The organism is Singulisphaera chitinilytica, from assembly GCF_049331405.1.
Classification (GTDB): domain Bacteria; phylum Planctomycetota; class Planctomycetia; order Isosphaerales; family Isosphaeraceae; genus PoT.
In genome coordinates this window covers 6,203,254-6,225,748 of record NZ_CP186274.1, presented here as the reverse complement: position 1 = coordinate 6,225,748, position 22,495 = coordinate 6,203,254, and the positions used below count along the sequence as shown (strand labels likewise).

Sequence of the window (22,495 nt, the reverse complement as noted above, 5' to 3'; positions counted from 1 at the left end):
TCGGGCTGAGCCGGTCAAATAGCGTCCCCTTACCGACCTTGCTCGATGCTCAACCCCCGGGGGCGTGGTTCCGTGCGATCCTGGTTTGCCTCGGAAGATTGGTTTGCCGTCTGGCTCGGACTCGCCATCGTCCTGATTGCCTTGCCGACCGGGATGGGTTTCGATCTGCTGGGGTGGGTCGCCTCTCCGAAGGTCTGGCTCGTGCTCGAGAATGCGGTCAAGCCGGTCTCGGCGAAGTACGCGGGGGTCTCGGGGACGGCCAGCCTCCTCTTCACGTTCCTGCTGCTGTTCACGCTCCTGGGCATCTGCGCGGCGATCCGCAGGATCCCGCTCCGATCCTTCCTGCCCGGCTTCGCCGTGATCTACTGGCTGAGCGTGGGCTGCTGGCTCCTCGGCCACTACGCCTACATCGCGGAGACGCCCAACAAGCGGGCGGCGCTCGGGATCAGTTGGTCCCTGGGGCTGACGGGCGAGGCGGGGTTCCTAGTGGCCTTGCTGGCGGGGCTCTTCGTCGGCAACGTCCTGCCGGGGGTCGCGGCCAGGCTGCAGCCGGCGGCGAGGGCCGAGTGGTTCATCAAGACGGCGATCGTCTTGCTGGGGGCGGGGCTGGGGGTGAAGGCCGCGGCATCGTCGAGCCTGGTCACGTCGATCATGTTCCGGGGCCTCGCGGCGATCATCGAGGCCTACCTGATCTACTGGTCGATCGTCTATTTCATCGCCCGGCGGTTCTTCAAGTTCAGCCGGGAGTGGGCGGCACCCTTGGCCTCGGGGATCTCGATCTGCGGCGTCTCGGCCGCGATCACCACGGGGGCGGCCATCCGGGCCCGCCCGGTGGTGCCGATCATGGTCTCGTCGCTCGTGGTCATCTTCTCGGTCGTGGAGTTGGTCGCCCTGCCGATCGCGGCCCGCGAGTTCCTCTGGAAGGAGCCGATGGTCGCGGCCGCCTGGATGGGCCTCGCCGTCAAGACCGACGGCTCGGCCCTGGCCAGCGGCGCCATCACCGAGTCCCTGATCCACGCCAAGGCGCTCGAGAACGGGATCAACTACGAGGCCGAGTGGATGCTGACGACCACGACCACGGTGAAGGTCTTCATCGACCTCTTCATCGGCGTCTGGGCGATGATCCTCTCGCTCGTCTGGGCCTACGGCATCCAGCGCGAATCCGGGGAGAAGCCCCCGATACGCGAGGTCCTGAAACGGTTCCCGGCCTTCGTGCTGGGATACTTCGCGCTCTTCCTCGCCTTCCTCGGCATGACGCTCGCGTGGCCTTCGATGAAGGTGGGATTCGCGGCGGCGACCGCCCAGACCGACCCGCTCCGCGGCGTCTTCTTCGCGATGACCTTCTTCACGATCGGCATGGCCTCCGACCTCAAGCGGCTCTGGGCCGAGGGGATCGGCAAGCTCGCCCTCGTGTACATCATCAGCCTCTTCGGCTTCATCATCTGGATCGGGCTGGCGATCTCGTGGCTATTCTTCCACGGAGCCCACCCGCCGATCATCTCCGGAGGTCCCTGAGTTGAGCGGCCCCAATCTCGACACACCTTCGAATCCGAACTCCACGGGCGCGACGCGGACCCTCGCGCAGGAGCTCTCGGCGATCCCCTACGAGCCGCTCCTGCCGGCCGAGAAGTGGCTCATCGTCGTGAGCTTGGTGCTGGGCGTCTCGCTCCTGGGCCTCCTCTCGTGGGCGACCTCGAAGTATTTCCCGATCGACCCAAACCCCAGGCCCACCAAGGTGGCGAAGGCGAAAGACCAGCCTGCGGCCAAGAACCCGGCTCCGTCTCCCATTCCCGCTCCTGCCCGCTGATGCGTGCGTCGGGGCCCTCGATCGGCTAAGATCGGGCGTAACTTCCCCGATCCATATCCAACTCGAGATCCCCGATCATGAGCCGGGCGCTACTCGTCATCGACGTGCAGAATGAGTATTTCACCGGGGCGTTGCCGATCACGCACCCGGCGGGGCATCTCGAGCAGATCCTGCACGTGATGGACTCCGCCCGGGGGAAGATCCCGACGGTGGTCATCCAGCACCACAGCACGGATATGCCGATCTTCAAGCGGGGGACGCACGAGTGGCAGCTCCACCCCGAGGTCGCCGGCCGTCCCAATGACCTGCTCGTCGAGAAGACCCTGCCGGGGAGCTTCACGAATACGCCGCTCGAAGCCTGGCTTCGCGAACGCGGGATCGACACCGTCACGGTCGCCGGCTACATGACGCACATGTGCTGCGACACCACCGCGAGGCAGGCGGTCCACCGCGGCTTCAAGGTCGAGTTCCTGAGCGACGCCACCGGCACCCTGCCGCTCTCCAACTCGGCGGGCGAGGTCACGGCCGAGGAACTTCATCGCGCGATCCTCTGCGCCCAGCAGATGCTCCTCAGCGAGGTCGTCCCGTCGTCCGAGTGGATCCAGCGGCTCTGAGCCAACAAATCGAGGCCTGCGCCATGACCTTCGCGAAGGGCCCAGTCTTGTCGGCGATTGCCGGGGCAGGGATCGGCGGCCTGCTACTCGCGGGTGTCGGCCTGCATACGGGGCAGACCGTCCTCGGCGCCTCGCTGGGGACGTGCTTGGGGGCTGTGCTCGGGCTCGGCGCATCCCGAGGGTGGATCCATCGGGTCACCGTCGGGCTCCTCATGTACGCCGCCTTCGGCTGCGCGATCGGGCCGGGCGTCGACGATTACCAGGGAATAGGCGGGGTCATGTACGGGATGTTCGGGGCTTTCATGGCCTGGCTGGGGTGGCGAGTCCTCTGGGCCTCGGTCGGGACCTTCATAATCTTATTCTCCATCCCCCTGATCATCGGACTATTCTAGCACGCCAGGGGCGAGGAAATTTCGCCAGCCTCCATGACGACGAAAAGCCGGATCATCCAACCAGGTCCCCCCGGCCCGGTCGACGATCGGCTTCACGCACGAGAGTTGGCATCGGCAACCTGGCCCATGCCTCGGGATTGACGCGTTGCGTTCTATCTCACGCGGGGATCCTGGATCGTTGGCAGTCGGGTTCGTCAGCCTTATCGCTAGATCACCCATTCTCGAGGCGCGGCGCGCTCGGCGAGTTGGGCCATGTTGACCTGGCGGAGGGCGGTGCGCTCGGCGGCGCGGAGGTGTTCGACGACGGGGGCGAGGATGCTCGCACCAAGCCCCTGGGGGTCTCGAGGCTGGACCTCGGGCCCTTCGATGGCGGAGAAGACCTCGTGGAGCGAGATCGCGTCGGCCGGTCGGGCCAGGCGATAACCTCCCAGGGTCCCCCGGGTGCTGTAGATCAGCCCGGCCGCCTTCAACTGGAGCAGGATCTGCGCCAGGTAGTTCTCGGGGATCTGGTAATCCTCTGCGATCACACGGGCGTGGACAAGTTTCTCCGAAGTCCCGTGCCGGGCCAGTGCGACGAGCGCAAGGCAGGCGTACTCGATGCGCGCGGACAACCTCATTTGGGAGTGTCCCTCCTCGTTGGCAGGAATGGGGGGGGAATCCGCCGGGGAGAGATACGGGCCGCAGCTTATGCCCTCGGCCCGTCGACGGAAACATTGCCGCTTGGAGGATTCCGATCAATACTGGTCGGAACTGATGACCTCACCTCCAGCTCTCGTGATCAGCGCTCCGAAGATGCGCATGCTGATGGTCTCCTTCAGGAATTTAACCGACCCATCGCCAAAGAGGAAGTTCGCTCCTCCGGGGTGGAAAGCGTAAGCCTCGCCTGTCCCCTCCGACCCGTAATACGGGTAGGGGAAGGTCTGCCCGCCGATATTCTCGCCGTTGGTGCAATTGATCGGGCAGGGGCCGGGGATGATGCTGCCGTCGAGGCTCGAGCCGTCGATGCTGAAGTCGCTGGCCGGTCGGCTCCAGCCTCCCGCATTGACGCGATGGTTGAGCGTGTCCCCGCTGAACTGGCGCCCCCCCTTGCGGTAGACGTAGGGGCGACCGGCCGACTCGGCGAAGGCGACCGTGTTCGAGAGCCCGTCGGTGGCATTGGCCATCCGCGACTTCGTGTTCTTGGGCAACAGGCCCGTCCAGGCGCCGAGCGTCGTGGTGTCGCCGGCCGCGCCCGTCAGGCCAAGGCCGGGGGTGCCGAGGCGGGTGTCGACGCCGATCGTCGGCGAGTAGTCGGTCACGGCCGCCACGTTCGCCGCCCAGGTCATCGGGGGTTGGGGGTCGCCATCCAGCGCATCGTTGTTCTGGGCCGACGGGCAGAGCAGCATGTTGATCTTGGTGGTGACGACCGTCGAATTCAGCGGCGAGCTCCAGTTCACCGTCTGATTGTAGGCGTTGAAGAGGTTGTTCTGCTCGAAATAGGGCAGCATGTAGGTCAGGGCCGCGATACGAGGCGCGGTGGTGACGCCGCCCGGCCGGTCGCTCGACGGGAAGTTGGTGTTCACGTCGTGGAAGTTATGGACCGAGATGCCGATCTGCTTCAGGTTATTGACGCACTGGGTCCGACGCGCAGCCTCGCGCGCGGCCTGCACGGCGGGCAGGAGTAGAGAGATCAGGACCGCGATGATCGCGATGACCACGAGCAATTCGATCAGGGTAAATCCTTGACGCGTGCGATTCCTCATGACGACCTCGAGACTTTGGGAGGGAGGGGGGGGAAACCTGCCGTCGACGTCGACGACAATGGCGAAAATCACTTCGCGATGGCGAGGGGTTCGAGCTCTTTCGGCGCAGCTTCGACCGTGATCTTCCAGGGCGAGGTCTGCCGGCTCGCGTAGTCCTTGGGCACGACGTTCGGACCCGCCTTCCAGTCCCGCCCATTCTGGACGAGCTTGTTCCACTGGATCGTGCCGAGGTACTCGCCGGCGGGTGCACCGTCGTCCGCGTCATAGGTCGTGACGCTGAACGTGCCGTCGCTCCGGACCTTCCCCGAGGGCCGGATCTCCGTCTCGCCGCCGTCCTTCACCGGGTTCAGGATCACCAGGGCTCCTTCGGGCACTTCGCCGAAGACGGTGACCTTGCCCTTCACGGGATAGACGGGGACCCGATCACCGTTCCCGCCGCAACCGGCGAGCAGGGCGGCCAGGATGATCAGCGAAGTGAACCGGCCGCTCAGGGCCGCAGACCGCGAAGTGGCGAAACGGCGGGGATTTCCCGCGTCCGCAAGCTGGACGCGCAGCATCTCAAAGGGTCCTCGGGGGGGGACAACGACCCAAACCAGAACAATTCACAGCAATCCTGGAAGGTTTACACCAGGGTGAGGAGGGGCATCATCACGTTTTCTGTCGACTAAGTCAACATTAATTTCTGTAATCCAATTGAATTTGTCGACTTGAAGTCGACCCGACTTTCCAGCCGATCAACGGGCGCAGCCCGCCCCGGCCTTCGGCTTAATGTCGAGGCTCATGATCGATTACCAGGGCTAGTCGGTTTCTCGTATTTCGAGCCGACAGCAGATGCTACGCGTGATCAGCTCGAACAAGAATTACGACATTCAAGAACAAACGCACAACCATCACTGGAATCAATACACACATCTCGCCGTTTCGAAGCGGGAATCGAGTTGAGGCGGGGAGTGCGGCCTTGGGAGGAGGCTCGTAACCGTGCTGGAGCTGGGGTAGGAGTGCGATTTCCGGTTTGGCGCCGCCGGCCGGGAGCGCATCGTGTCGACCCGAAAACCCTCTGCAATGAGGCGACAGGGGCGGCAACCGCATGGGATTCGCGATCCCTCGAGATTGATCCGCCCCTTTCGACGACAGCACGTCCTCGGAATCCCGACGATCCAAGCTGAGAATGACCCGTCACGTCGTTTGTGCCGGGGCAAGCTCTCGCCGCTTCGCGAACCGCTGCGTCAGGGCACGGCGCACGGGCTCATCGTAGTATTTCACGAGCGGCCAACTGACGAGGACCAGGACGGTCGTCAGGGCGATCCCGAGCGCCGGGGCCAGATCGAGCGTCTCGAAATGGGCCACTCGGACCGTGCGGCGCGTCAACTCGATGATGGGGACGTGGATCGCGTAGAGGGGATACGAGATGAGCCCGAGGAAGCGGCTGATACCGACGCCCAACGGCGGCGGATCGTACGCGGCCCCCGCGATGATCAGGAGCGGGAAGACGACCATGACGCACAGCAAGTCATAAGCGATTCTCAGCGTCCCCGTCGGTCCGAATGCGAAGATCGGGATCAGCACGAAAGGCAAGACGAGCCCGATCCACGTCGACTCCCGCCGCTCCTTGAACAGGCGGTGGATCAGGACCCCGACGAAGAACGAGAAGGTGACCCGCGGGAACCCGTAGATGAAGTTGGTCCACTTGTGGCCGAGGTCGCAATGCCCCTCAGCGATTGTAGACGCGATCATCAATAGACCCGACACCGCGATGATGGCGATGAGACCTGTTCTCGTGAGCTTCTTCCAGAACAACGCGAAGACCAGGTTGATGAACAACTCGAAGAAGAGCGACCAGGCCGGGCCGTTCAGGACGAAGACGTCCGGGGTCTGGCGGAAGGTCGGCGACGGCAGCATCAGCAGCCCCGCCACGATGGCCAGGACCAGGCCAGTCGCGTTGAGCTCACCCGCGCCCAGCTTGTAGGCCACCAGCCCGCTGAAGATCCCGATCAGGGTGCCGCAGATGTAAAGCGGGTAGAGGCGGATGACGCGGGTTATGAAGAAGCGGCCCGTTCCCATCCCGTGTTCGAGCCGGCCATCATAGGCGAAGGCGAGGACGAAGCCGCTCAGGACGAAGAACAGGTCGACCGCCAGGTACGAGCTCGGGAGGACGATCGGGGCAGACATGTGCCTGGCGTGCCAGAGGACGATCATGATCGCGGCGACGCCCCGCATCGCATCGAGGGTGTGATACAGACGCTTGTCAACGCTCATAGCAGCTCCCGAGAACACATTTCGAGTCGACATATAGCAACCAAAGTTTTCAAGTCAGAAAACTTTATCAAAAATGGCTCGTGACAGCCAGGCGGCAGGGAAGAAACCAGGAGTCTCCTCCCGTTTCGGCCGGATTTCCGTGGAGGCCCCCTAGGGCCCGAACCAGGCCATCGAGCCGGGCAGTCCGGGGACGAGGCGGCGGCCCTTCACTCTATTGCCAAATGAATTGACTCATGTGTATGGGCGATGATTTGCGGAACCCGACCGCCCCCAAGCCACTACGGGGCGACCTGCAGGCGATCGATGTCCTGGTCGCTCCAACGGTCGAGGAGCCATCGGGCGATCCGGCGAAGCTCTCGCTCTCCGCCCGAAGCGGGAGACTGATGGCGAGATTCCAGGGCCTTCAGACGTTCGAGCGCGGCGAGGTACTCGGCCCGCTTCGCAGGGGATAGCTGGCCGCGGTCGTCCATCGCATGGACTCGCTCGGGGTTGGTGAGGGGAGAGGGCTGGCACCAGGTTCGATCCCGGTTCAAGGCAGCCTGGAGTTCCAGCACGTCGTCGACCGCCTGGCTGTTCGCTGACGCACCAAAGAGCTCTCGCCCGAGGATCCGCCTGTACTCTTCGAAGTCGAGGTCGGGGTTGCGGCTGAATTCCCGGTAGGCGATCCGGTTGACCCGCATGGGCAACTCGCCATAAGGGGGATCGTCGGGTTCGAGCCAGCCGAAGCCAAGCGGGATCTGGCGTCGCCCCTTGAGCCAGGTCTGCCCCTCCTCGGCGACAGTTGCGACGAAGGTGAAGGCCTCCAGAGAGGGGACGTACCCGGTCATCTTCGCGTCTCGGGCGCGCCGGGCATTGGCCTGGATTTCCTGAGGACGGCGGAGGGCCGGGGAGTCATCCGACCAGAGGCTCCCCTTGGCCCGGGCGATCAGGTCGGGTTCGGGATGGGCGCTGTGGGGCGTGAAGACGAGCGTCCAGCGCGGGTCGAACGGCAGCTTCGCCGCCTTCACGCCGAAGCCGGGGACCTCGGAGCCGGAGAAGTAATGGGGATAGACGGCGATCGTCGCGTCCGGTTTGCGCCTCCAGGCTTCCTCCGAGATCTGCCGGACGAAGCCGAATTCCCGCTCGAAGAACCGCGGGCCGCAATCCTTGCAGTGGCAGATCGCGTAGTCGGACGACTCGATGAACAGGCCGTCGGCGTTGGGGTAAAAGTCGAACGCCATCTCGCGGGCATAGTCGAGCTGGAATCGCTGCGATTCCGGGCGGGACGGGCAGAGGTTATACCCCCAGCAACCGATCCCGAACGGCTCGACCGGCTTGCCATCCTGGCCAACGGCCTTCAGCTCGGGATGTTCCAGCGCATATTGATTCACGCCATCATAACCGAACGGCGTAAACCCGAGCAGTACCTTGATGCCTCTCGCGTGGGCGTGGTCGATCAGGCGAGAGGCGAAGTCGTCGCGGACATTGACGTGCTCCTGATTATATTTCCAGGTGATGGGGTATTGCTTCGAGCGGAAGGCCCCGGCGGTCCAGAGGACGAGCGTGTTGCCGCCGTCGTCGGCGATGCCGTCCAGGATGGTCTTCCAGTCGCCGAGATCATACGTCGGCATCCGCATGAACGTGATGTAATAGCCGCGCTGGGCGAACGGGCTCTCGGGCGGGGCGAAGGCGGTCGAGGCGAGGATGAGGCTCAACAGTCCGGCCAGCATGATCGAGGTCCCTCGTCGTTCGGCCTTGGGGCCAACCGAGGCCATGTCGTCGAATGACTATTCTTCCCGGCGCGTAAACCGGTATGGTATGCGGACTCGAATTCGGGAACCAGGATAGGGAGCATTTCATGGATCTGCAACTCGCGGGAAAGAAGGCGCTCGTCACGGGGTCGACGGCGGGGATCGGCTTCGCGGCGGCCCAGGGGCTGTACCGGGAAGGGGCCACCGTCATCGTCAACGGGCGTACCCCGCAGCGCGTGGATGAGGCGGTCAAGAAGATCCAGGCGGGCGGCGGCAGCGGGAAGGTCTCGGGCGTGGCCGCCGACCTGGCGACGGCCGAAGGCGCGGCGTCGCTCGTGGCCCAGGTGCCCGACGTCGACATCCTCGTCAACAACATGGGCATCTTCGAGCCCAAGCCCTTCCTCGAGATCCCCGACGCCGACTGGCTCCGCTTCTTCGAGACCAACGTGTTGAGCGGCGTCCGCCTCTCCCGCCACTACCTGCCCGGCATGACGGCAAGGAACTGGGGCCGGATCCTCTTCATCTCCAGCGAGTCTGGGGTGCAGATCCCCGTCGAGATGATCCACTACGGGATGACCAAGACGGCGCAGCTCGCGGTCGCCCGAGGGATCGCCGAGTCGGTGGCCGGCACCAACGTCACGGTGAACTCGATCCTCCCCGGCCCGACGGGCTCGGAAGGGGTCGAGACCTTCGTCGCCGACCTCGCCAAGCAAGGGGGCGTCGAGCCGGCCGCGATCGAGGCCGAGTTCTTCGAGAAGGCCCGGCCCACGTCGCTCCTGAAGCGATTCGCCACGGTCGAGGAAGTGGCCAACATGATCGTCTACGTCTCGAGCCCGCTCGCCTCGGCGACCAACGGCGCCGCGCTCCGCGTCGACGGCGGGATCGTGCGGGCGATCGTCTGAGCCTCGTCTCAAAGCCGAGAGGGCGGCACCATTCAAGGCTCTGCCGCCCTCCTCGGGTCATTACACAAACTTCGACTCAGTCAGACATCTCCACTTCATCCATCGAGGGGCGAGGGATGGCCCGCACCACGAAGTCAGCAAATAAGCCGACACCGGCCACCTGGGAGACCGTGCGTCGGCTCGCCCTCGAATTACCGGAAGTCGAGGAGGGAACCTCCTACGGCACGCCCGCGTTCAAAGTCCGCAAGGTGCTCTTCGTCCGGCAGCATCAGGACGGCGAGTCGCTCGTCATCAAGATCGACATGGATGAACGGGCGATGCGGATGAAGGTCGATCCCGAGACCTATTACATCACCGACCACTACCTCGACCATCCGTACATACTCGTGCGGCTCGCGACTGTGGACGAGGAAGACCTGCGCGAGTTGCTGCAGGAGTCGTGGCGTCGGAGCGCCCCGAAGAAGCTGCTCGACGCCTACGACTCGTCGCAAGGATGAACCTCAGGCGAAGTTCTTGCGGAGTAAGGCGAGGCCCTTGGGGACGGCGGTCTCGGCCTCCTCGTTGCCCTCGAACTCGAGCGAGATCCAGCCGCAGTAGGGGCGTTTCTTGAGGATCGACGCGATCTTCGCGTAGTCGAGGTCGAGCTGATACCAGCGCCCGCCGCCGAAGTACGTCTTCGCCTGCACGAGGGCGATGGGCACCTTGCTCGAGGCCATCGCCTCCATCTGCGCGTACGAGTTCTCGAGGAAATTGCCGGTGTCGAGCGTCATCTGGAGCCAGGGGGAGTTAATCGACTCGACGATCCGCAGGACCCCTTCCGCCGTGCGCCCGAGGCCCCAGTGGTTCTCGAGGCCGAGCACCACGCCGCATTCCTCCGCGCGAGGCAGCAACGCCTCAATCGCGGACTGGACCCAGCCGAAGGCCTCGTCGTCGGTGTGCCCCTCGAGCCTGGGCTCGATGCCCTTGTTGGCCATGAGCTCGTCGAACGACTTGGTCGTCCCCCAGCGCCCGGTGTTGATGCGCATGGTGGGGATGCCCAGGCGGTAGGCGACGTCGATCTGGTAGAGCGTCTTCTGGATGTTCGTCCGCCGCAGGTCGACATCCGGGCTGACGAACCCCTGGTGCGTGGAGAAGCCCATGAGGGCCAGGCCGAGCGAGTGCGCCTGCCGCTTGATCTTCTGGAGGGTCGCGTTCGACTCGTCGCGCATCTGGACGTGGAGGACCTCGACGCCGTCGAATCCCATCGCCGCCGCCTTATCGATGCAGGCGTCGATGCCGAGGCGTTCGCCGCGGAACTGCCAGAACGAGTAGGTCGAGACGCCGATCGGGTTCGGGCGCGACGGGGGCGCCGACTCGACGGGCTCGGCGGCGGCCGCGCTCGCCGTCGCCAAGGGGCCCGCACCTTGCCAGACGCCGGCAGCCCCCGCGAGGGCCGCACCTTTGATCCAGGCTCTCCGATTCGTGTCCATGTCGATGAGACTCCCGGGTGCCGATTCGATCCGGCAACCAGGCTATCCCATCGAAGGCCGCCTTACAAATCCCGATTGAGGAAAACTCTCGGCCGAGTCTCATAAGGCGGCCATCATCAATCCAAGTCTGCCGGATTTGATGCGGACGACGATCAACCCTTCACGCTCTTCGCCGAGGCGAGTGCAAGCAGGGCGAACGAGGTCACGATGTTGGCATCGCCTTCCATGAAGCTATCGGCATGGTTGGCCCAGCTCCCGTTCTCGGCCTGGCGCTTGGCGAGGGCGGCGACGAGTTCCTTGCGCCAGTCGTGCTCCTTGCCCTCGGCGTCGACGATCGTCGGCTTGCCCAGGGCGGCGAAGGCCTTGGCGAACGTCTGGTAGTAGTAATAGAGCCCCCGCTCGCCCTGGCCCGGGTTCTCGTCGAGGGTGTAGTTCTTCTTGATGTACTCGAGCGCGGCCTTGACCCGGACGTCGTCCGGCTTGAGGCCGGCGTAGATCATGCTCTTGAGCCCGGCATACGTCATGCCCGCGGCCGATCGCAGGGGGGCGTCGGCCGGCTTCGCCGCACCCTTGCCCGGGCCGCCTCGGGTCGGCGGCACGTAGACGAAGCCGCCATCGTTGACCTTGCCGGCCCAGGGTTGGTCGTTGAACTCGCTCTTGAGGTTCTGCGACCTCGAGACGAAGATCAGGGCCTTCTGGAGCGCGGGGTCGTCGGCGGGGAGGCCGCTGTCGTGGAGCGCCTCCATGAAGAACGATGTGTTCGAGAGGTCGGGACGGCTGTTGCCGCCGCCGTAGCCGAGGCCGCCGTAAGAGGCGTCGTCGCGGCTCTTCCCCTCGGTCTCATCGATCTGGGCCCCCTTGAGATAGTCCTGGCTCCCCTTGATGATGCTCGTGTAGCGGCCGTCCTGGTTCGCTTCCTGATAGGCCATGAGAGCGACCGAGGTGGCGTAGACCGAGTGAGGAGCCTCGGAAAGGCCGCCCTTGGCCCCGATGAACTTCTCGAGATAGGCCAGCCCCTTGGTGATCACCGGCTCGGAGGCGGTCACGCGGCCCGAGCGCAGGAGGCCCGTGACGACCAGGGCCGTGATCCCCGGCTCCTTGCGGTCGGCCGACCAGCTCCCGTCAGCCCCCTGGCGAGGCCGGAGGAAGCCGACCGCCTTCTCCGTCATCGCCGAGACGTCGGGCCCGTCCCCTTCCGCCGACAGGCCCAGCCTCGCGGTCAGGCCGATCAGGCCCGCCGCCCCCAGCCCGCGTTGGAGAAACGCCCTGCGGTGCAAGTCTGACATGAGATGGTTCCCCCTATGAGCATTTCCTGGAAGACAAGCCGACCCGTTTCGAAAGATGAGGCGGCGAGGCGGCACGGACCGCGGCCTTCGCGGTCCGTCTTGCGTCGGCGAAGGAAGCAAACCTCGCGCCCGCCCCCCTTGATTGATGCAACACATGAGTGGGCAAGCCCCTCGCGAGCGCGATTGCGCGAGGACCGGCCGACCTCCGGCCAAGAAATCGCCACCGACGGCGATTTCTTGCCCTGACAAAATCAGAGCCTGAGACGAGCTCGCTCGATCTTACCCGTGCTGGGAGTCGATGGCGACGCTCCACGGCAAGGTAGACCGAACGATCGGCGCGAGCAGGATCGTCGCCCGCCCACACGATCGCGACCATGCCTGACGAACGATCGGCTCAGGCGAGGATCTCCTTGACGACCTCGCCGTGGACGTCGGTCAGGCGGAAGTCGCGGCCGGCGTAACGATAGGTGAGCTTCGTGTGGTCGAGGCCGAGGAGGTGGAGGATCGTGGCGTGGAGGTCGTGGATGTGGACCTTGTTTTCGACGGCGTAATAGCCGTAGTCGTCGGTGCTGCCGTGGACGCAGCCGGGCTTCACCCCGGCCCCGGCCATCCACATGGTGTAGCCGTGCGGGTTGTGGTCGCGGCCGTCGTTGCCTTGCGAGGTCGGCGTGCGGCCGAACTCGCCCCCCCAGAGCACGAGGGTGTCGTCGAGCAGTCCGCGGGCCTTGAGGTCCTTCAAAAGCCCGGCGATCGGCCGGTCGATCTCGAGCGCGTTGCGGACGATGTCCCGCTTGAGGCCGTCGTGCTGGTCCCACTTGTAGCTGTGCGAGACCTGCACGAACCGCACCCCGCGCTCGGCGAACCGGCGGGCCATCAGGCACTGGCGGCCGAAGTTCTGCGTCGGCTCCTGGTCGAGCCCATAAAGCTTCAAGGTCTCGGCCGACTCGCTGGAGATGTCCTGGATCTCGGGGGCGGCGGCCTGCATCCGATAGGCGAGCTCGAACGAGGCGATCCGCCCCTCGAGGGCCTGGTCGGGGCCGGCGGCGTCGAGGTGGTCGCGGTTCATCTCGGCGACCATGTCCAGCTCGAGGCGCTGGAGCTTGCGCGGGGTCGTCGACTCGATGAACGGAATCTTCGCCCGGTCGGAGGGGATGCCGACCGAGCCGATGGGGGTCCCCTGGTAGACGGCCGGCAGGAAGGCCGAGCTCCAGTTGTTGACGCCGCCATGGCTGAGCGCCGGGCAGACGGTGATGAACCCGGGGAGGTTCTGGTTCTCGGTCCCGAGCCCGTACGTGATCCAGGAGCCCATGCTCGGCCTGATGAACGTATCGCTGCCGGTGTGCAACTCCAGCAGGGCCCCGCCGTGCCTCGAGTTCGACCCGTGCATCCCGTTCAGGATGCAGAGGTCGTCGACGTGCCGGGCTACCTCCGGGAAGAGCTCGCTAACGGCGATGCCGCTCTCGCCATGTCTGGAGAACTTGAACGGGGAGCCGAGCAGGTTGCCGGTCGGCCCCGAGACGACCCTCGGCTTGGCGAACGGCAAGGGCTTGCCGTGGTCCCGCGTCAGCAGAGGCTTGTGGTCGAAGGTGTCGACCTGCGAGGGCCCGCCGTGCATGAACAGGAAGATCACGCGCGAGGCCCTCGCGGGGAAGAGGGGTGGTCGCGGGGCGAGGGGATCGCGTGGATCGGGGGCCTGCCAGGCCGCACGCGACTCGTTGCCCAGGAGCCCCGCCAGGGCCAAGGCCGCGAACCCGCCGCCGCTCCGGCGGAGCAGCTCGCGCCGGGAGCACGGGAGATCGGTCGTTCCGTTCCAGTGGGCGTTCATGGCGACTCCCCGTCAGTTGAGGTAGATGAACTCGCTCGCGGAGAGGAGCGACTGGCAAGCGGCCTGCCAGGCCTTCGCGGGACGGTCACCCGGCACGACCCCTTGCGACTCGAACTCGGCCTCGAAGCGCCGCAGGTAGGCCTGGACGCGGGCGATCTCCTTATCCGTCGGCGGGCGGCCGAAGGCCTTCGCGTAGGCGAGGCGGATGCGACCAGGCTCATCCAGATCCGAGCGACCTTGCAGCTCCTTCGCCAGGGCCTCCGAGGCGCGGAGGACGATCCGGTCGTTCATCATGAAGAGGGCCTGGGGCGCAACGGTCGTGGAGACCCGCTGGCCGTTCGAGCTGCTCGGGTCGGCGAAGTCGAGGGCCTGGAAGACGTCGTAGAGGGCGCTCCGGATCACGGGCAGGTACACCGAGCGGCGGTCCCGCTCGTAGGCCGCCTGGGTCGGCCCGCCGGTGGGCGAGACGTACTGGTGCGACTTGTACGTGATGAGTGTCCCCCCCATCGTCGGGTCGAGCTGGCCGCCGACGAACAGGAGAGCGTCGCGGATGGCCTCGGCCTCGAGCCGGCGGCGGTTCATCCGCCAGTGGAGCCGGTTCTCGGGATCGGCCAGCGCCGCCTTGGCATCGTGCCGTGTCCCCATCCGATACGTGGCCGAGAGCATGATCGCCCGATGCATGGATTTGACCGACCAACCCGCCTCGACGAACCGCCGGGAGAGCCAGTCGAGCAGGTCGAGATGCGCGGGACGGTCGCCGAGCTGGCCGAAGTTGTCGGGCGATCGCACGATGGCCTCGCCGAAGTGCCAGAGCCAGAGCCGGTTGACCATCACCCGGGCCGTCAACGGATGGTCGGGGCTCGCGAGCCAGTCGGCGAGTTCGAGCCGGCCGCTGCGGCTGCCGTCGATCGGGCTTTGCGACTCGCCCGCGATCACGCGCAGGAACTGCCTGGGGGTTTCGTCCCCGAGCGTCATGTGGTTGCCGCGGATGTGGACGCGGAGGTTGGTCGCCTTCTGCTCCTCGACCGCCATCGCCCTGGGATCGAACGGGGGCTTGGCCTCGAGCGCGACGAGCTCTTCGCGGTTGCGGCGGAGGAGGTCGGCCATCTCGGGGGCGAAGTCAGTCTCCGGCTCCTTCGAGGGGGCGAAGGGACCATCGGGGGCGTCGATGACGCGACGCAACGCGGCCGGAGCAGGCTCTAGCTTGGCCGGGTCGCCAGAGAGTGCCTTATCCACGAGCTGCTGGTAGCGTCGGGCCAGTTCGAGGGGAGTCTGCGGCCTTGGCTCCTGGATGATGGCGGCTTGCAGCGAAACATCGGCAATAGTCTGGTCGCGGTTCCAGGCCCGGAAGATGGAGCCGGCCTCCGCCCCGGCTCGGGCGAGGATGCCCCGCCAGCGTTCCAGCAGTCGAGGATTCAGATGGCAGTCCCGGCACCATTCCTCGGCCGACCTGAGTTCCTCTACTTTGAGGCCGTCGGGCAGGGGCAGGGCAACGAGTGCGAGCTTGTCGATATGAGGGATCGCCCCGTCGCGCTCGACGCGGATCGTGTTGCGTCCTGCCTTCAGGGGCAAGACCCCCTCGACGGTCCAGGCCTGCTTCTCGGGCCCGAAGGAGCCGGTCACCGAGCCGGCGGCCATCGCCGGGCGAAGCAGGCCGTTGACCACGATCCGCACGGGCCTCGGCTCGGCCGACGCATAGCGCAGCTCCAACTGGTAGACGCCCGCGGCTGGAATGTCGAAATTGTACTCGGCGAAATTAGGCACCTCGCCCTTGTTGAGGATCACGCCGATGCCAAGGCCGTGCCCGGTCGTGTCGACCAGGACGTTGCCCTTGTCGAAGGACTCGGCCTCGCGGATCAGGGTGCCCGGCTGGCCGGCTTTCGACTCGGCGAGGGGAGGTTGCTGGAGCCGGTTCACCTGCTCGATCTGCCAGGCGGCGGGGAGGTAGTCGGCGAGCCTCGTGCGAAGCTCGCGAACGACCTCGGCCTTCGCCGCCTCGACGCGGGCCTTGATCTCGTCGTTGCGCCGGGCGACTTCCTTGGTATGAGCGTCGATGGCGGCTCGCTCGTCGGCGGTCGCAAGAGACCGCTCGTTCCACATGGCAACGACCGTGTGGTTGAACATCGACTTCGTCGACTTGAAGATCCCGGCGAGGGAGTAATAGTCGGCGGTGGGGATCGGGTCGAACTTGTGGTCGTGGCAGCGGGCGCAGCCGAGCGTCAGGCCCATGAAGACCTTGCCGACGGTGTCGACCTGCTCGTCGATGATGTCCATTTCCATCTTCAACGGATCATCCTCGGCGAGCATCTTCGGTCCGAGGACGAGGAACCCCGTCGCGATCATCCGGTTGCGGTTCGCGGCTTCGTCTTCCGAGCGAGGGAGCAGGTCACCGGCGAGTTGCTCCCTGATGAACTGCGTGTAGGGGGTGTCGGCGTTGAAGGCTCGGATCACGTAGTCGCGATAGCGGAATGCATTCGCATAGGCGACATTCTCATCCATGCCGTTCGAATCGGCGAACCGCGCGAGGTCGAGCCAGTGCCTCCCCCAGCGCTCGCCGTATCGCGACGAGGCGAGGAGTCGGTCCACCACCCTCGCGAACGCATCGGGGCCTTGGTCTGCCAAAAAGGCCTCGACCTCCTCGGGCGTGGGGGGCAGACCCGTGAGGTCGAACGTGGCACGGCGGATCAGGGAGCGTTTGTCGGCCTCGGAGGCCGGGGCGAGCCCCTTCTCTTCGAGGGCGGCGAGGATGAACCGGTCGATCGGCGATCGCACCCAGGCCGCATCCCTCACCGCTGGGGGCGAGGGGTCGCGCGGGGGTTGGAAGGCCCAGAACGACTTGCCGTCCTCGAGCGAGGGGGGTCCGGCTTTCTTGGTGGGCTCGGGTGAAGGACTCGCGGGAGCCGAAGCTCCGCCCGGCCAGATGGCCCCGGCGCGGACCCATTCCGTCAGTTCGAGGACCTCGGCGTCGCTCAGCTTCCCCTTCGGGGGCATTCTGAGCCCGTCGGAGTAGCGAACCGCCGCGATCAGCGGGCTCTCATCCGGCTTGCCGGGCACGACGGCCGGTCCCGACTCTCCGCCGGCGAGAAGCGCATCGGCCGTGTCGAGCCGCAAGCCCCCCTTGGCCTGCTCGGCCCCGTGGCAACGCCAGCAGCGCTCGGCGAGGAGGGGCCTCACCTTCTTCTCGAAACGCTCGGAGCCGGCTTCGCCCGCGAAAGCGGTCGCCGAGGTCCCCAGCGTCCCCAAGATCGTCGCGACGAGGAAGGCCCGCATCTGTTTCTCGCTTCGAGGTCGGGTGGTCGCGTCTCTCCCTGGCGTTTAACAATTGTTTCAGCAGCTTACCGGCGGGGCCGGATTTGGGCAAACCAATTCCTTACCGCGTCGGGGTCGGGCCGATCAGCGAGCGGAGGGCTCGGTCGTCAGGGGGGATTCGAGGATCCGCAGAGTTCCCTGATCGGCGTCGAGTTCGGCGAGGGCGCCGTGGGGGAGGGTGGCGTTGATCGGGACGTGGCCGACGGGGAAGTTGAGGATGACCGGGACCTTGAGCCCGGAGAGGGCCTCGCGCAGGACGCGCTCGGTGTCGACGACGTCACTCTCGCTGAAGTGGCCGACCACGATGCCCGCGACGGAGTCGAGGATCCCGGCGAGGCGCAGTTGCGTGAGGTAGCGGTCGATCCGGTAGGGGGCCTCGCCCGTGTCCTCGATGAAGAGGATCTTGCCGGAGGCCTCGATGGCGTAGGGGGTCGCCAGGGTGGAGTTGATCAGCGTGAGGTTCCCACCCACGAGCCGTCCGCGGGCCTTGCCGGGCACCAGCGTCGTCGGCTTCGGCTCGCCGGGGGGCGGGGGGATGATGTAGCCGGGCGTCGGACTGGCGGCGAAGCCGTCGGAGCGCACCGACTTCCAGAAGAGGTCGTTGGCGTAGTCGATGCCGGGGCCGCTCTTCGCGAGACTGGCCTCGGGCATCGGGGAGTGGAACGTGATGACGTGGGCCTTCCGGGCGACCGCGAGGTGGAGCGCAGTGAGGTCGGAGAAACCGATGATCATCTTCGGATGGGCACGCAGGGCCGCGTAGTCGATGCGGTCGAGGGTCCGCATCAGGCCGTAGCCGCCCCGGCAGGGGAAGATGGCGTCGACCTTGGGATCCTTGATGGCGGCGTTCAATTCGTCGGCGCGTTCGTCGTCGCTCCCCGCGAGGTAGGCGCGACGCCTGAAGAGGTTCGCGGGGATGATGACATGATACCCTTGTTTCTCCAACTGTCGCGCGAACGCACGGACCCGGGTTTCATCCGAGGGCCCAGCGGGGGCCACGAGCATGATCGTGTCGCCCGGCCGTAGGGCAGGGGGCTTGAGCCAGGACTCGTCGGCGACAGGCTCGGCCGAACGGCCGGGGGTCGCCAGGAGTGCGGCGAGGAGGAAGGCCGAGGCGGCGACGACGATGCGGCGTCTCTGTCGTTTCAAGGGAGTCTTCCTGTGCCGGCGGCTTGAGTGGCCCGATCGATCGCTGATGTCAGGGTGGATCATACCCGCCGGGATGCCAGGGGTGGCAGCTCAGGAAGCGCAAAAGGCCCTTGGTCGCGCCTCGGATCAGGCCGTACTTCTTCAAGGCCTCGATGGTATATCGGCTGCAACTGGGCTCGAAGCGGCAGACGGGGCCGCTGGCCGAGAGCAAAGGCCCCAGGGTCTTCTGATAGACCCGGATCGCGAGGATCAGCAGGCCGATGAGGGCTTGCTCCGGCCAGCGGAGCAAGGCGCGGTACGTCATGTCGGGGCCTTCGAAGTCCTGGCTCCAAGCCGACGCGCGACGGCCTGGGCCAGCGCGGGCAAAGAAGCCCTGGCCTCCTGGAAGGTCAGGCGGGCCCCCCTCGGGACGATGATGAGGTCGATGCCGGCCGGCAGCTCTTCCTTGCCGAGGCGGAAGGCCTCGCGGAGCAGGCGCTTGACGCGGTTGCGCGCGGCGGCCGACCGGATCTTCTTGCGGCCGACGGAGATGCCGAGCCGGGGGTACCCGAGGCCGTTCTCGGCGCCATAGACCACCATCGCCGCGTCGGAGGCCGACCGCTTGCGTTCGAAGGCGCGTCGGAAGTCCTTGGGGTCATTGATCCGTTCGTGGGGGCGGAAGGTCGCCGGAGGAGTCATGAAGGCTCGGACTTTCGAGGCTCGGGAGAAGGTGCGTCGGACTCGGTCATGGCCGGCCGGTCCTCGAACTCGAGGAGGCCCGCGATCCGGGGCGGCCCGAGGCGTTCGCGTACGAGGTTGGCTCGGCGAATCGCATGCCAGATGACCAGCACGCCGATCGCCAGGATCGCGACCAGGCCGGCGCCCATCAGGCTGGCGACGGCCGACCCCACCCGCTTGCGTGCGCCCGGGCGTTGCAGGATCTGACGCAGGCCGGTCGGGGGGGGTTCGCGTTCAGGCATCGTGATCCGGATCCGCTCCTCCGGCCTCGGTGAGCTCGCGCAGTTCCCTGGCGAGTCCGTCGAGCTGGCGGTGGACCTCTCCCATGTGATCGCGCAGTTTGAGGATCGCTTCGACGCCCGCAAGGTTGATCCCAAGGTCGCGCTGACAGCTCACGATGGTCCAGATCCGGCGGATCTCGGCGGGCGCGTAGCCTTCGATCCGGCCTTCGCGGACCACCTGCACGAGGCCACGGGCCTCGTATCGGATGAGGACCTGTGGGGTGACCCGCAGCTTTGCGGCGACCTCATCTCGAGAAATGATCGATTCGCTCATTGTGGGACAACGACCTCGGTTGCCTCATCTCGACGATCTGTTCTCTTTGTTATCGAAGGACGCTCGCCGACGCGGGCGGACGGCCCCTTGCGACCCCGGGCGTCGAGGCCCGGGGCCTCACCAGAGCCCATCGCGCGGGCTCTGCGGGTTCCGCTCCGCGAAGTCGGCGATGAGCTTGCGGCTGGCCTCGTCGACCGACTTGGGCGCCACGATCTTGATCACGAGGAAGAGGTCCCCCTCCGGCTTGTCCCCCGAGGCGGGCACCCCCTGGCCCCGGAGCCGGAGCTTCTGGCCCGACGACGTCCCCGCCGGGATCGGCAGCGATCGCTTCGAGCCGTCGAGGGTGGGCACGTCGACCTTGGCGCCGAGGATCGCCTCGGAGACCGAGATCGGGATCTCGACGGAGAGGTTCCGGCCGTCCCTGGTGAAATAGGGATGGGGCTCGACGTCGACGACGATGGTCAGGTCGCCGCGAGGCCCGCCCGGCTGATGGCTCGGCTCTCCCTGGCCGCGGAGCCGGAGCTTGGCCCCCGACTCGATCCCCGGCGGGATCTTCACGACGAGCGACTCGTGCTGCTGGCCCCCCCGCTCGAGGTCGATCTTGGTCTCGCCCCCCTTGATCGCCGTGAGGAACGGGATGGTCAGGCTGGCCTCGGTGTTCGCGCCAGGCCTGGGGCCGCTCGGCCGTTGCTGCCGGGTCTTGCCCCCGCGCATCCGCCCGAGAAGTTCCTCGAAGATCCCGCCGCCGAGGTCGGCCTCCTCGGCCGAGCCCCCCGGCGAGGCACCTTTCCCGAAGAACTCGCTGAAGTCGATGTTCTCGTAGCCCGTGGGACCGGCCTGCCTCGCCGACCATTCCGAGGCCCCGGCGCGAGGGCCGGCGGCCGCCATCCCCTCGAAGGCCGCCATCCCGTACTTGTCGAACAGGGCGCGTTTCTCGGGGTCGGACAGGATGTCGTAGGCCTGCTGCACTTCCTTGAACTTGGCCTCGGCCTTCTTGTCGCCGGGGTTCACGTCCGGGTGATGCTTCCGCGCCAGCCCGCGATAGGCCTTCTTGATCGCGTCGGCCGTCGCATCGCGGGCCACGCCGAGTGTCTCGTAATAGTCACGCTGGGCCATGGGCGCGATGGGCCTCTCGAGCAGACGAAGCGGGGATCGCCGATAGACGAAAACCGGAATCACGCGGGGACGAACTCAATTTTAACCGGATGACCCCGCGATTCAAGCGAATCGAAAGCCCGGACTCCTCCCGGATGCGTCCGCCGGCCCGGCGGCGAGAGGTCGCCCCCGGCGGCCCGCGGAGATCCAACATTTAATCAACCTTCCGGTCCGCCGCCGGTGGCGGCTCGCGAGGATTCGCAAAAGCCATGGATTCCAGGCGTAGGAACAATGGATTCTGCCTGATTGCCTGGTATGAACTCCCCTGATCTATTACAATTGCGTGCCCACCCTTGGATGCGGGACATCACCTTCTTGAATCAAGAAGCCGTGTGCGTTCTCAAGACACCAAGGCCCCCGTAACTGCCAAACTTCGACGGTTTATGACAAGACCGGGGGCGGCAGGCGATGCGGCCCAGTCGTGGGTATCCCGAATGGAAGGCTTTCGAAAGCGTTCGTGCAAGATCCGCCGAAGTGGTTACCACGCGCGTTTTCAACGGCCAGTCCCGCCCTTCGACGGCGGTGCGTCGCCCCTCGACGGGGCGACGGCTTGCCGACGACGACGCCGCCCGCCGAGCGATCGAGATCGGCCCGACGCGTCGGATTCCGCCACGCCCCGATTCCAGGTTTCCCAGCGCCACCAGTTCGAGCCTACCGACAAGCCAACCTTGGCGCGCCGAGAGTCAAAGAGGAGTTGAGAGCGATGAGCCAATCTGGGAAGAGCCGACTCTCCGAGATCCTGATCAGGAACGAAACGGATCTCCTGGCCAACTGGCAGAGCGAGCAAAAGGCGCAACTGGTCCGCAAGGGGATGTCGGTCTTGAAGGAGTCCGAGCTCCGCGGCCAGTGCAAGGAGTTCCTCAACCTCCTGCTCGAGGCGATGCAGTCCGCCGAGTCCGACGACATCCAGGCAGCGGCCTGGGCCTCGGTCCGCGGATTCCTCAACGACCTCTCGAGGTCCTGGGGCCTCCAGGGCTACAGCCCTAGCGAGACGGCCTCGTTCATCTTCTCGGCCAAGAAGCCCATCTTCACGCTCCTCCGCAAGGAGCTGGCCAAGGAGCCGCAGGCGATCGCCGACGAGACCCAGTGGTCTTCGGACCTCCTGGACAAGCTCGGCCTCTTCACGACCGAGGCCTACCAGAAGACCCGGGAAGAGGTCATCATCCGGCAGCAGCAAGAGATGCTGGAACTGTCGACGCCCGTCGTCAAGCTCTGGGAGGGGATCCTCGCCCTCCCCATGATCGGCACGCTCGACAGCAGCCGGACGCAGGTGGTGATGGAGAGCCTGCTCCAGAAGATCGTCGAGACCGGATCGGCCATCGCGATCATCGACATCACCGGCGTCCCGATGGTCGACACCCTCACCGCGCAGCACCTGCTCAAGACGGTCACGGCCGCCCGCCTGATGGGGGCCGAGTGCATCATCAGCGGGATCCGCCCCCAGATCGCCCAGACGATCGTCCACCTCGGCGTCGACCTCGGGGACGTGGCCACGAAGGCGACCCTGGCCGACGCCTTCGCCATGGCTCTGCACCGCTCGGGCCGGATGGTCACCCGCATCCAGAATCGCGCCCAAGCCTAAGAAGGACC

22 protein-coding genes are annotated in these 22,495 nt (G+C 66.1%); 7 read left to right on the top strand and 15 right to left on the bottom strand.

Translation table 11 applies throughout. The annotated features are described in order from the left end of the window. Positions 1-72: 72 nt before the first annotated feature. The 4 genes from ACOYYX_RS24725 (at position 73) to ACOYYX_RS24710 (ending at position 2,813) form a co-directional block, all read left to right on the top strand. A complete protein-coding gene (locus ACOYYX_RS24725; RefSeq protein ID WP_422924674.1) occupies positions 73-1,515 on the top strand; it encodes a putative sulfate exporter family transporter in 1,443 nt (480 codons plus the stop codon). Between the two features lies 1 nt (position 1,516). After that, the gene (locus ACOYYX_RS24720) at positions 1,517-1,807 is read left to right on the top strand and encodes a hypothetical protein (RefSeq protein WP_422924672.1); all 291 of its coding nucleotides are present in this window, start codon (positions 1,517-1,519) and stop codon (positions 1,805-1,807) included. Positions 1,808-1,884: 77 nt separating this feature from the next. Further along, entirely contained in the window at positions 1,885-2,421 is a 537-nt protein-coding gene (locus ACOYYX_RS24715; RefSeq protein ID WP_422924670.1) for a cysteine hydrolase family protein, read from the top strand. A gap of 23 nt (positions 2,422-2,444) precedes the next feature. After that, complete coding sequence (locus ACOYYX_RS24710; RefSeq protein WP_422924668.1) at positions 2,445-2,813, top strand: hypothetical protein; 369 nt, start codon at positions 2,445-2,447, stop codon at positions 2,811-2,813. Positions 2,814-3,019: 206 nt separating this feature from the next. On the opposite strand, the gene ACOYYX_RS24705 is transcribed toward ACOYYX_RS24710, so the two are convergent. The 5 genes from ACOYYX_RS24705 to ACOYYX_RS24685 form a co-directional block, all read right to left on the bottom strand. Then, the gene (locus tag ACOYYX_RS24705; protein WP_422924666.1) at positions 3,020-3,430 is read right to left on the bottom strand and encodes an RrF2 family transcriptional regulator; all 411 of its coding nucleotides are present in this window, start codon (positions 3,428-3,430) and stop codon (positions 3,020-3,022) included. A 117-nt stretch (positions 3,431-3,547) separates the two neighbouring features. Then, the gene (locus ACOYYX_RS24700) at positions 3,548-4,555 is read right to left on the bottom strand and encodes a DUF1559 domain-containing protein (protein WP_422924665.1); all 1,008 of its coding nucleotides are present in this window, start codon (positions 4,553-4,555) and stop codon (positions 3,548-3,550) included. Positions 4,556-4,623: 68 nt separating this feature from the next. Beyond that, the gene (locus ACOYYX_RS24695) at positions 4,624-5,112 is read right to left on the bottom strand and encodes a hypothetical protein (RefSeq protein ID WP_422924663.1); all 489 of its coding nucleotides are present in this window, start codon (positions 5,110-5,112) and stop codon (positions 4,624-4,626) included. 619 nt (positions 5,113-5,731) lie between these two features. Further along, positions 5,732-6,811: an acyltransferase family protein gene (locus ACOYYX_RS24690; protein WP_422924661.1), complete on the bottom strand. Its 1,080-nt coding sequence runs from the start codon at positions 6,809-6,811 to the stop codon at positions 5,732-5,734. A 278-nt stretch (positions 6,812-7,089) separates the two neighbouring features. Continuing rightward, entirely contained in the window at positions 7,090-8,520 is a 1,431-nt protein-coding gene (locus ACOYYX_RS24685) for a hypothetical protein (RefSeq protein WP_422924659.1), read from the bottom strand. 128 nt (positions 8,521-8,648) lie between these two features. Between ACOYYX_RS24685 and ACOYYX_RS24680 the strand changes: the two genes are divergently transcribed. After that, positions 8,649-9,443, top strand: coding sequence for an SDR family NAD(P)-dependent oxidoreductase (locus tag ACOYYX_RS24680; protein WP_422924657.1), 795 nt, complete (start codon positions 8,649-8,651; stop codon positions 9,441-9,443). Between the two features lie 116 nt (positions 9,444-9,559). Then, a complete protein-coding gene (locus ACOYYX_RS24675; RefSeq protein ID WP_422924656.1) occupies positions 9,560-9,940 on the top strand; it encodes an MmcQ/YjbR family DNA-binding protein in 381 nt (126 codons plus the stop codon). 3 nt (positions 9,941-9,943) lie between these two features. Here the strand turns inward: ACOYYX_RS24675 and ACOYYX_RS24670 are convergent, their stop codons facing one another. From ACOYYX_RS24670 to ACOYYX_RS24625, 10 genes are all read right to left on the bottom strand, one after another. Beyond that, entirely contained in the window at positions 9,944-10,912 is a 969-nt protein-coding gene (locus ACOYYX_RS24670) for a sugar phosphate isomerase/epimerase family protein (protein WP_422924654.1), read from the bottom strand. A gap of 152 nt (positions 10,913-11,064) precedes the next feature. Next, on the bottom strand, positions 11,065-12,198 hold the full coding sequence (locus ACOYYX_RS24665; RefSeq protein WP_422924652.1) for a prenyltransferase/squalene oxidase repeat-containing protein: 1,134 nt from the start codon (positions 12,196-12,198) through the stop codon (positions 11,065-11,067). A 394-nt stretch (positions 12,199-12,592) separates the two neighbouring features. Then, a complete protein-coding gene (locus ACOYYX_RS24660; protein WP_422924650.1) occupies positions 12,593-14,023 on the bottom strand; it encodes a DUF1501 domain-containing protein in 1,431 nt (476 codons plus the stop codon). A gap of 12 nt (positions 14,024-14,035) precedes the next feature. After that, the gene (locus ACOYYX_RS24655; RefSeq protein WP_422924648.1) at positions 14,036-17,293 is read right to left on the bottom strand and encodes a DUF1553 domain-containing protein; all 3,258 of its coding nucleotides are present in this window, start codon (positions 17,291-17,293) and stop codon (positions 14,036-14,038) included. A 123-nt stretch (positions 17,294-17,416) separates the two neighbouring features. After that, a complete protein-coding gene (locus tag ACOYYX_RS24650; protein WP_422924647.1) occupies positions 17,417-18,478 on the bottom strand; it encodes a S66 peptidase family protein in 1,062 nt (353 codons plus the stop codon). 49 nt (positions 18,479-18,527) lie between these two features. After that, complete coding sequence (gene yidD, locus ACOYYX_RS24645; RefSeq protein ID WP_422924645.1) at positions 18,528-18,782, bottom strand: membrane protein insertion efficiency factor YidD; 255 nt, start codon at positions 18,780-18,782, stop codon at positions 18,528-18,530. Continuing rightward, positions 18,779-19,156: a ribonuclease P protein component gene (gene rnpA / locus ACOYYX_RS24640; RefSeq protein ID WP_422924643.1), complete on the bottom strand. Its 378-nt coding sequence runs from the start codon at positions 19,154-19,156 to the stop codon at positions 18,779-18,781. The genes yidD and rnpA overlap by 4 nt, the downstream gene beginning before the upstream one ends. Then, entirely contained in the window at positions 19,153-19,437 is a 285-nt protein-coding gene (locus ACOYYX_RS24635) for a hypothetical protein (RefSeq protein WP_422924642.1), read from the bottom strand. The genes rnpA and ACOYYX_RS24635 overlap by 4 nt, the downstream gene beginning before the upstream one ends. Then, complete coding sequence (locus tag ACOYYX_RS24630; protein ID WP_422924640.1) at positions 19,430-19,750, bottom strand: chaperone modulator CbpM; 321 nt, start codon at positions 19,748-19,750, stop codon at positions 19,430-19,432. Before ACOYYX_RS24630 ends, ACOYYX_RS24635 begins: the two co-directional genes overlap by 8 nt. 117 nt (positions 19,751-19,867) lie before the next feature. Continuing rightward, a complete protein-coding gene (locus tag ACOYYX_RS24625; RefSeq protein WP_422924638.1) occupies positions 19,868-20,866 on the bottom strand; it encodes a DnaJ C-terminal domain-containing protein in 999 nt (332 codons plus the stop codon). A 742-nt stretch (positions 20,867-21,608) separates the two neighbouring features. On the opposite strand from ACOYYX_RS24625, the gene ACOYYX_RS24620 reads away from it, so the two are divergent. Beyond that, the gene (locus ACOYYX_RS24620) at positions 21,609-22,487 is read left to right on the top strand and encodes an STAS domain-containing protein (protein ID WP_422924636.1); all 879 of its coding nucleotides are present in this window, start codon (positions 21,609-21,611) and stop codon (positions 22,485-22,487) included. Positions 22,488-22,495 lie beyond the last annotated feature (8 nt).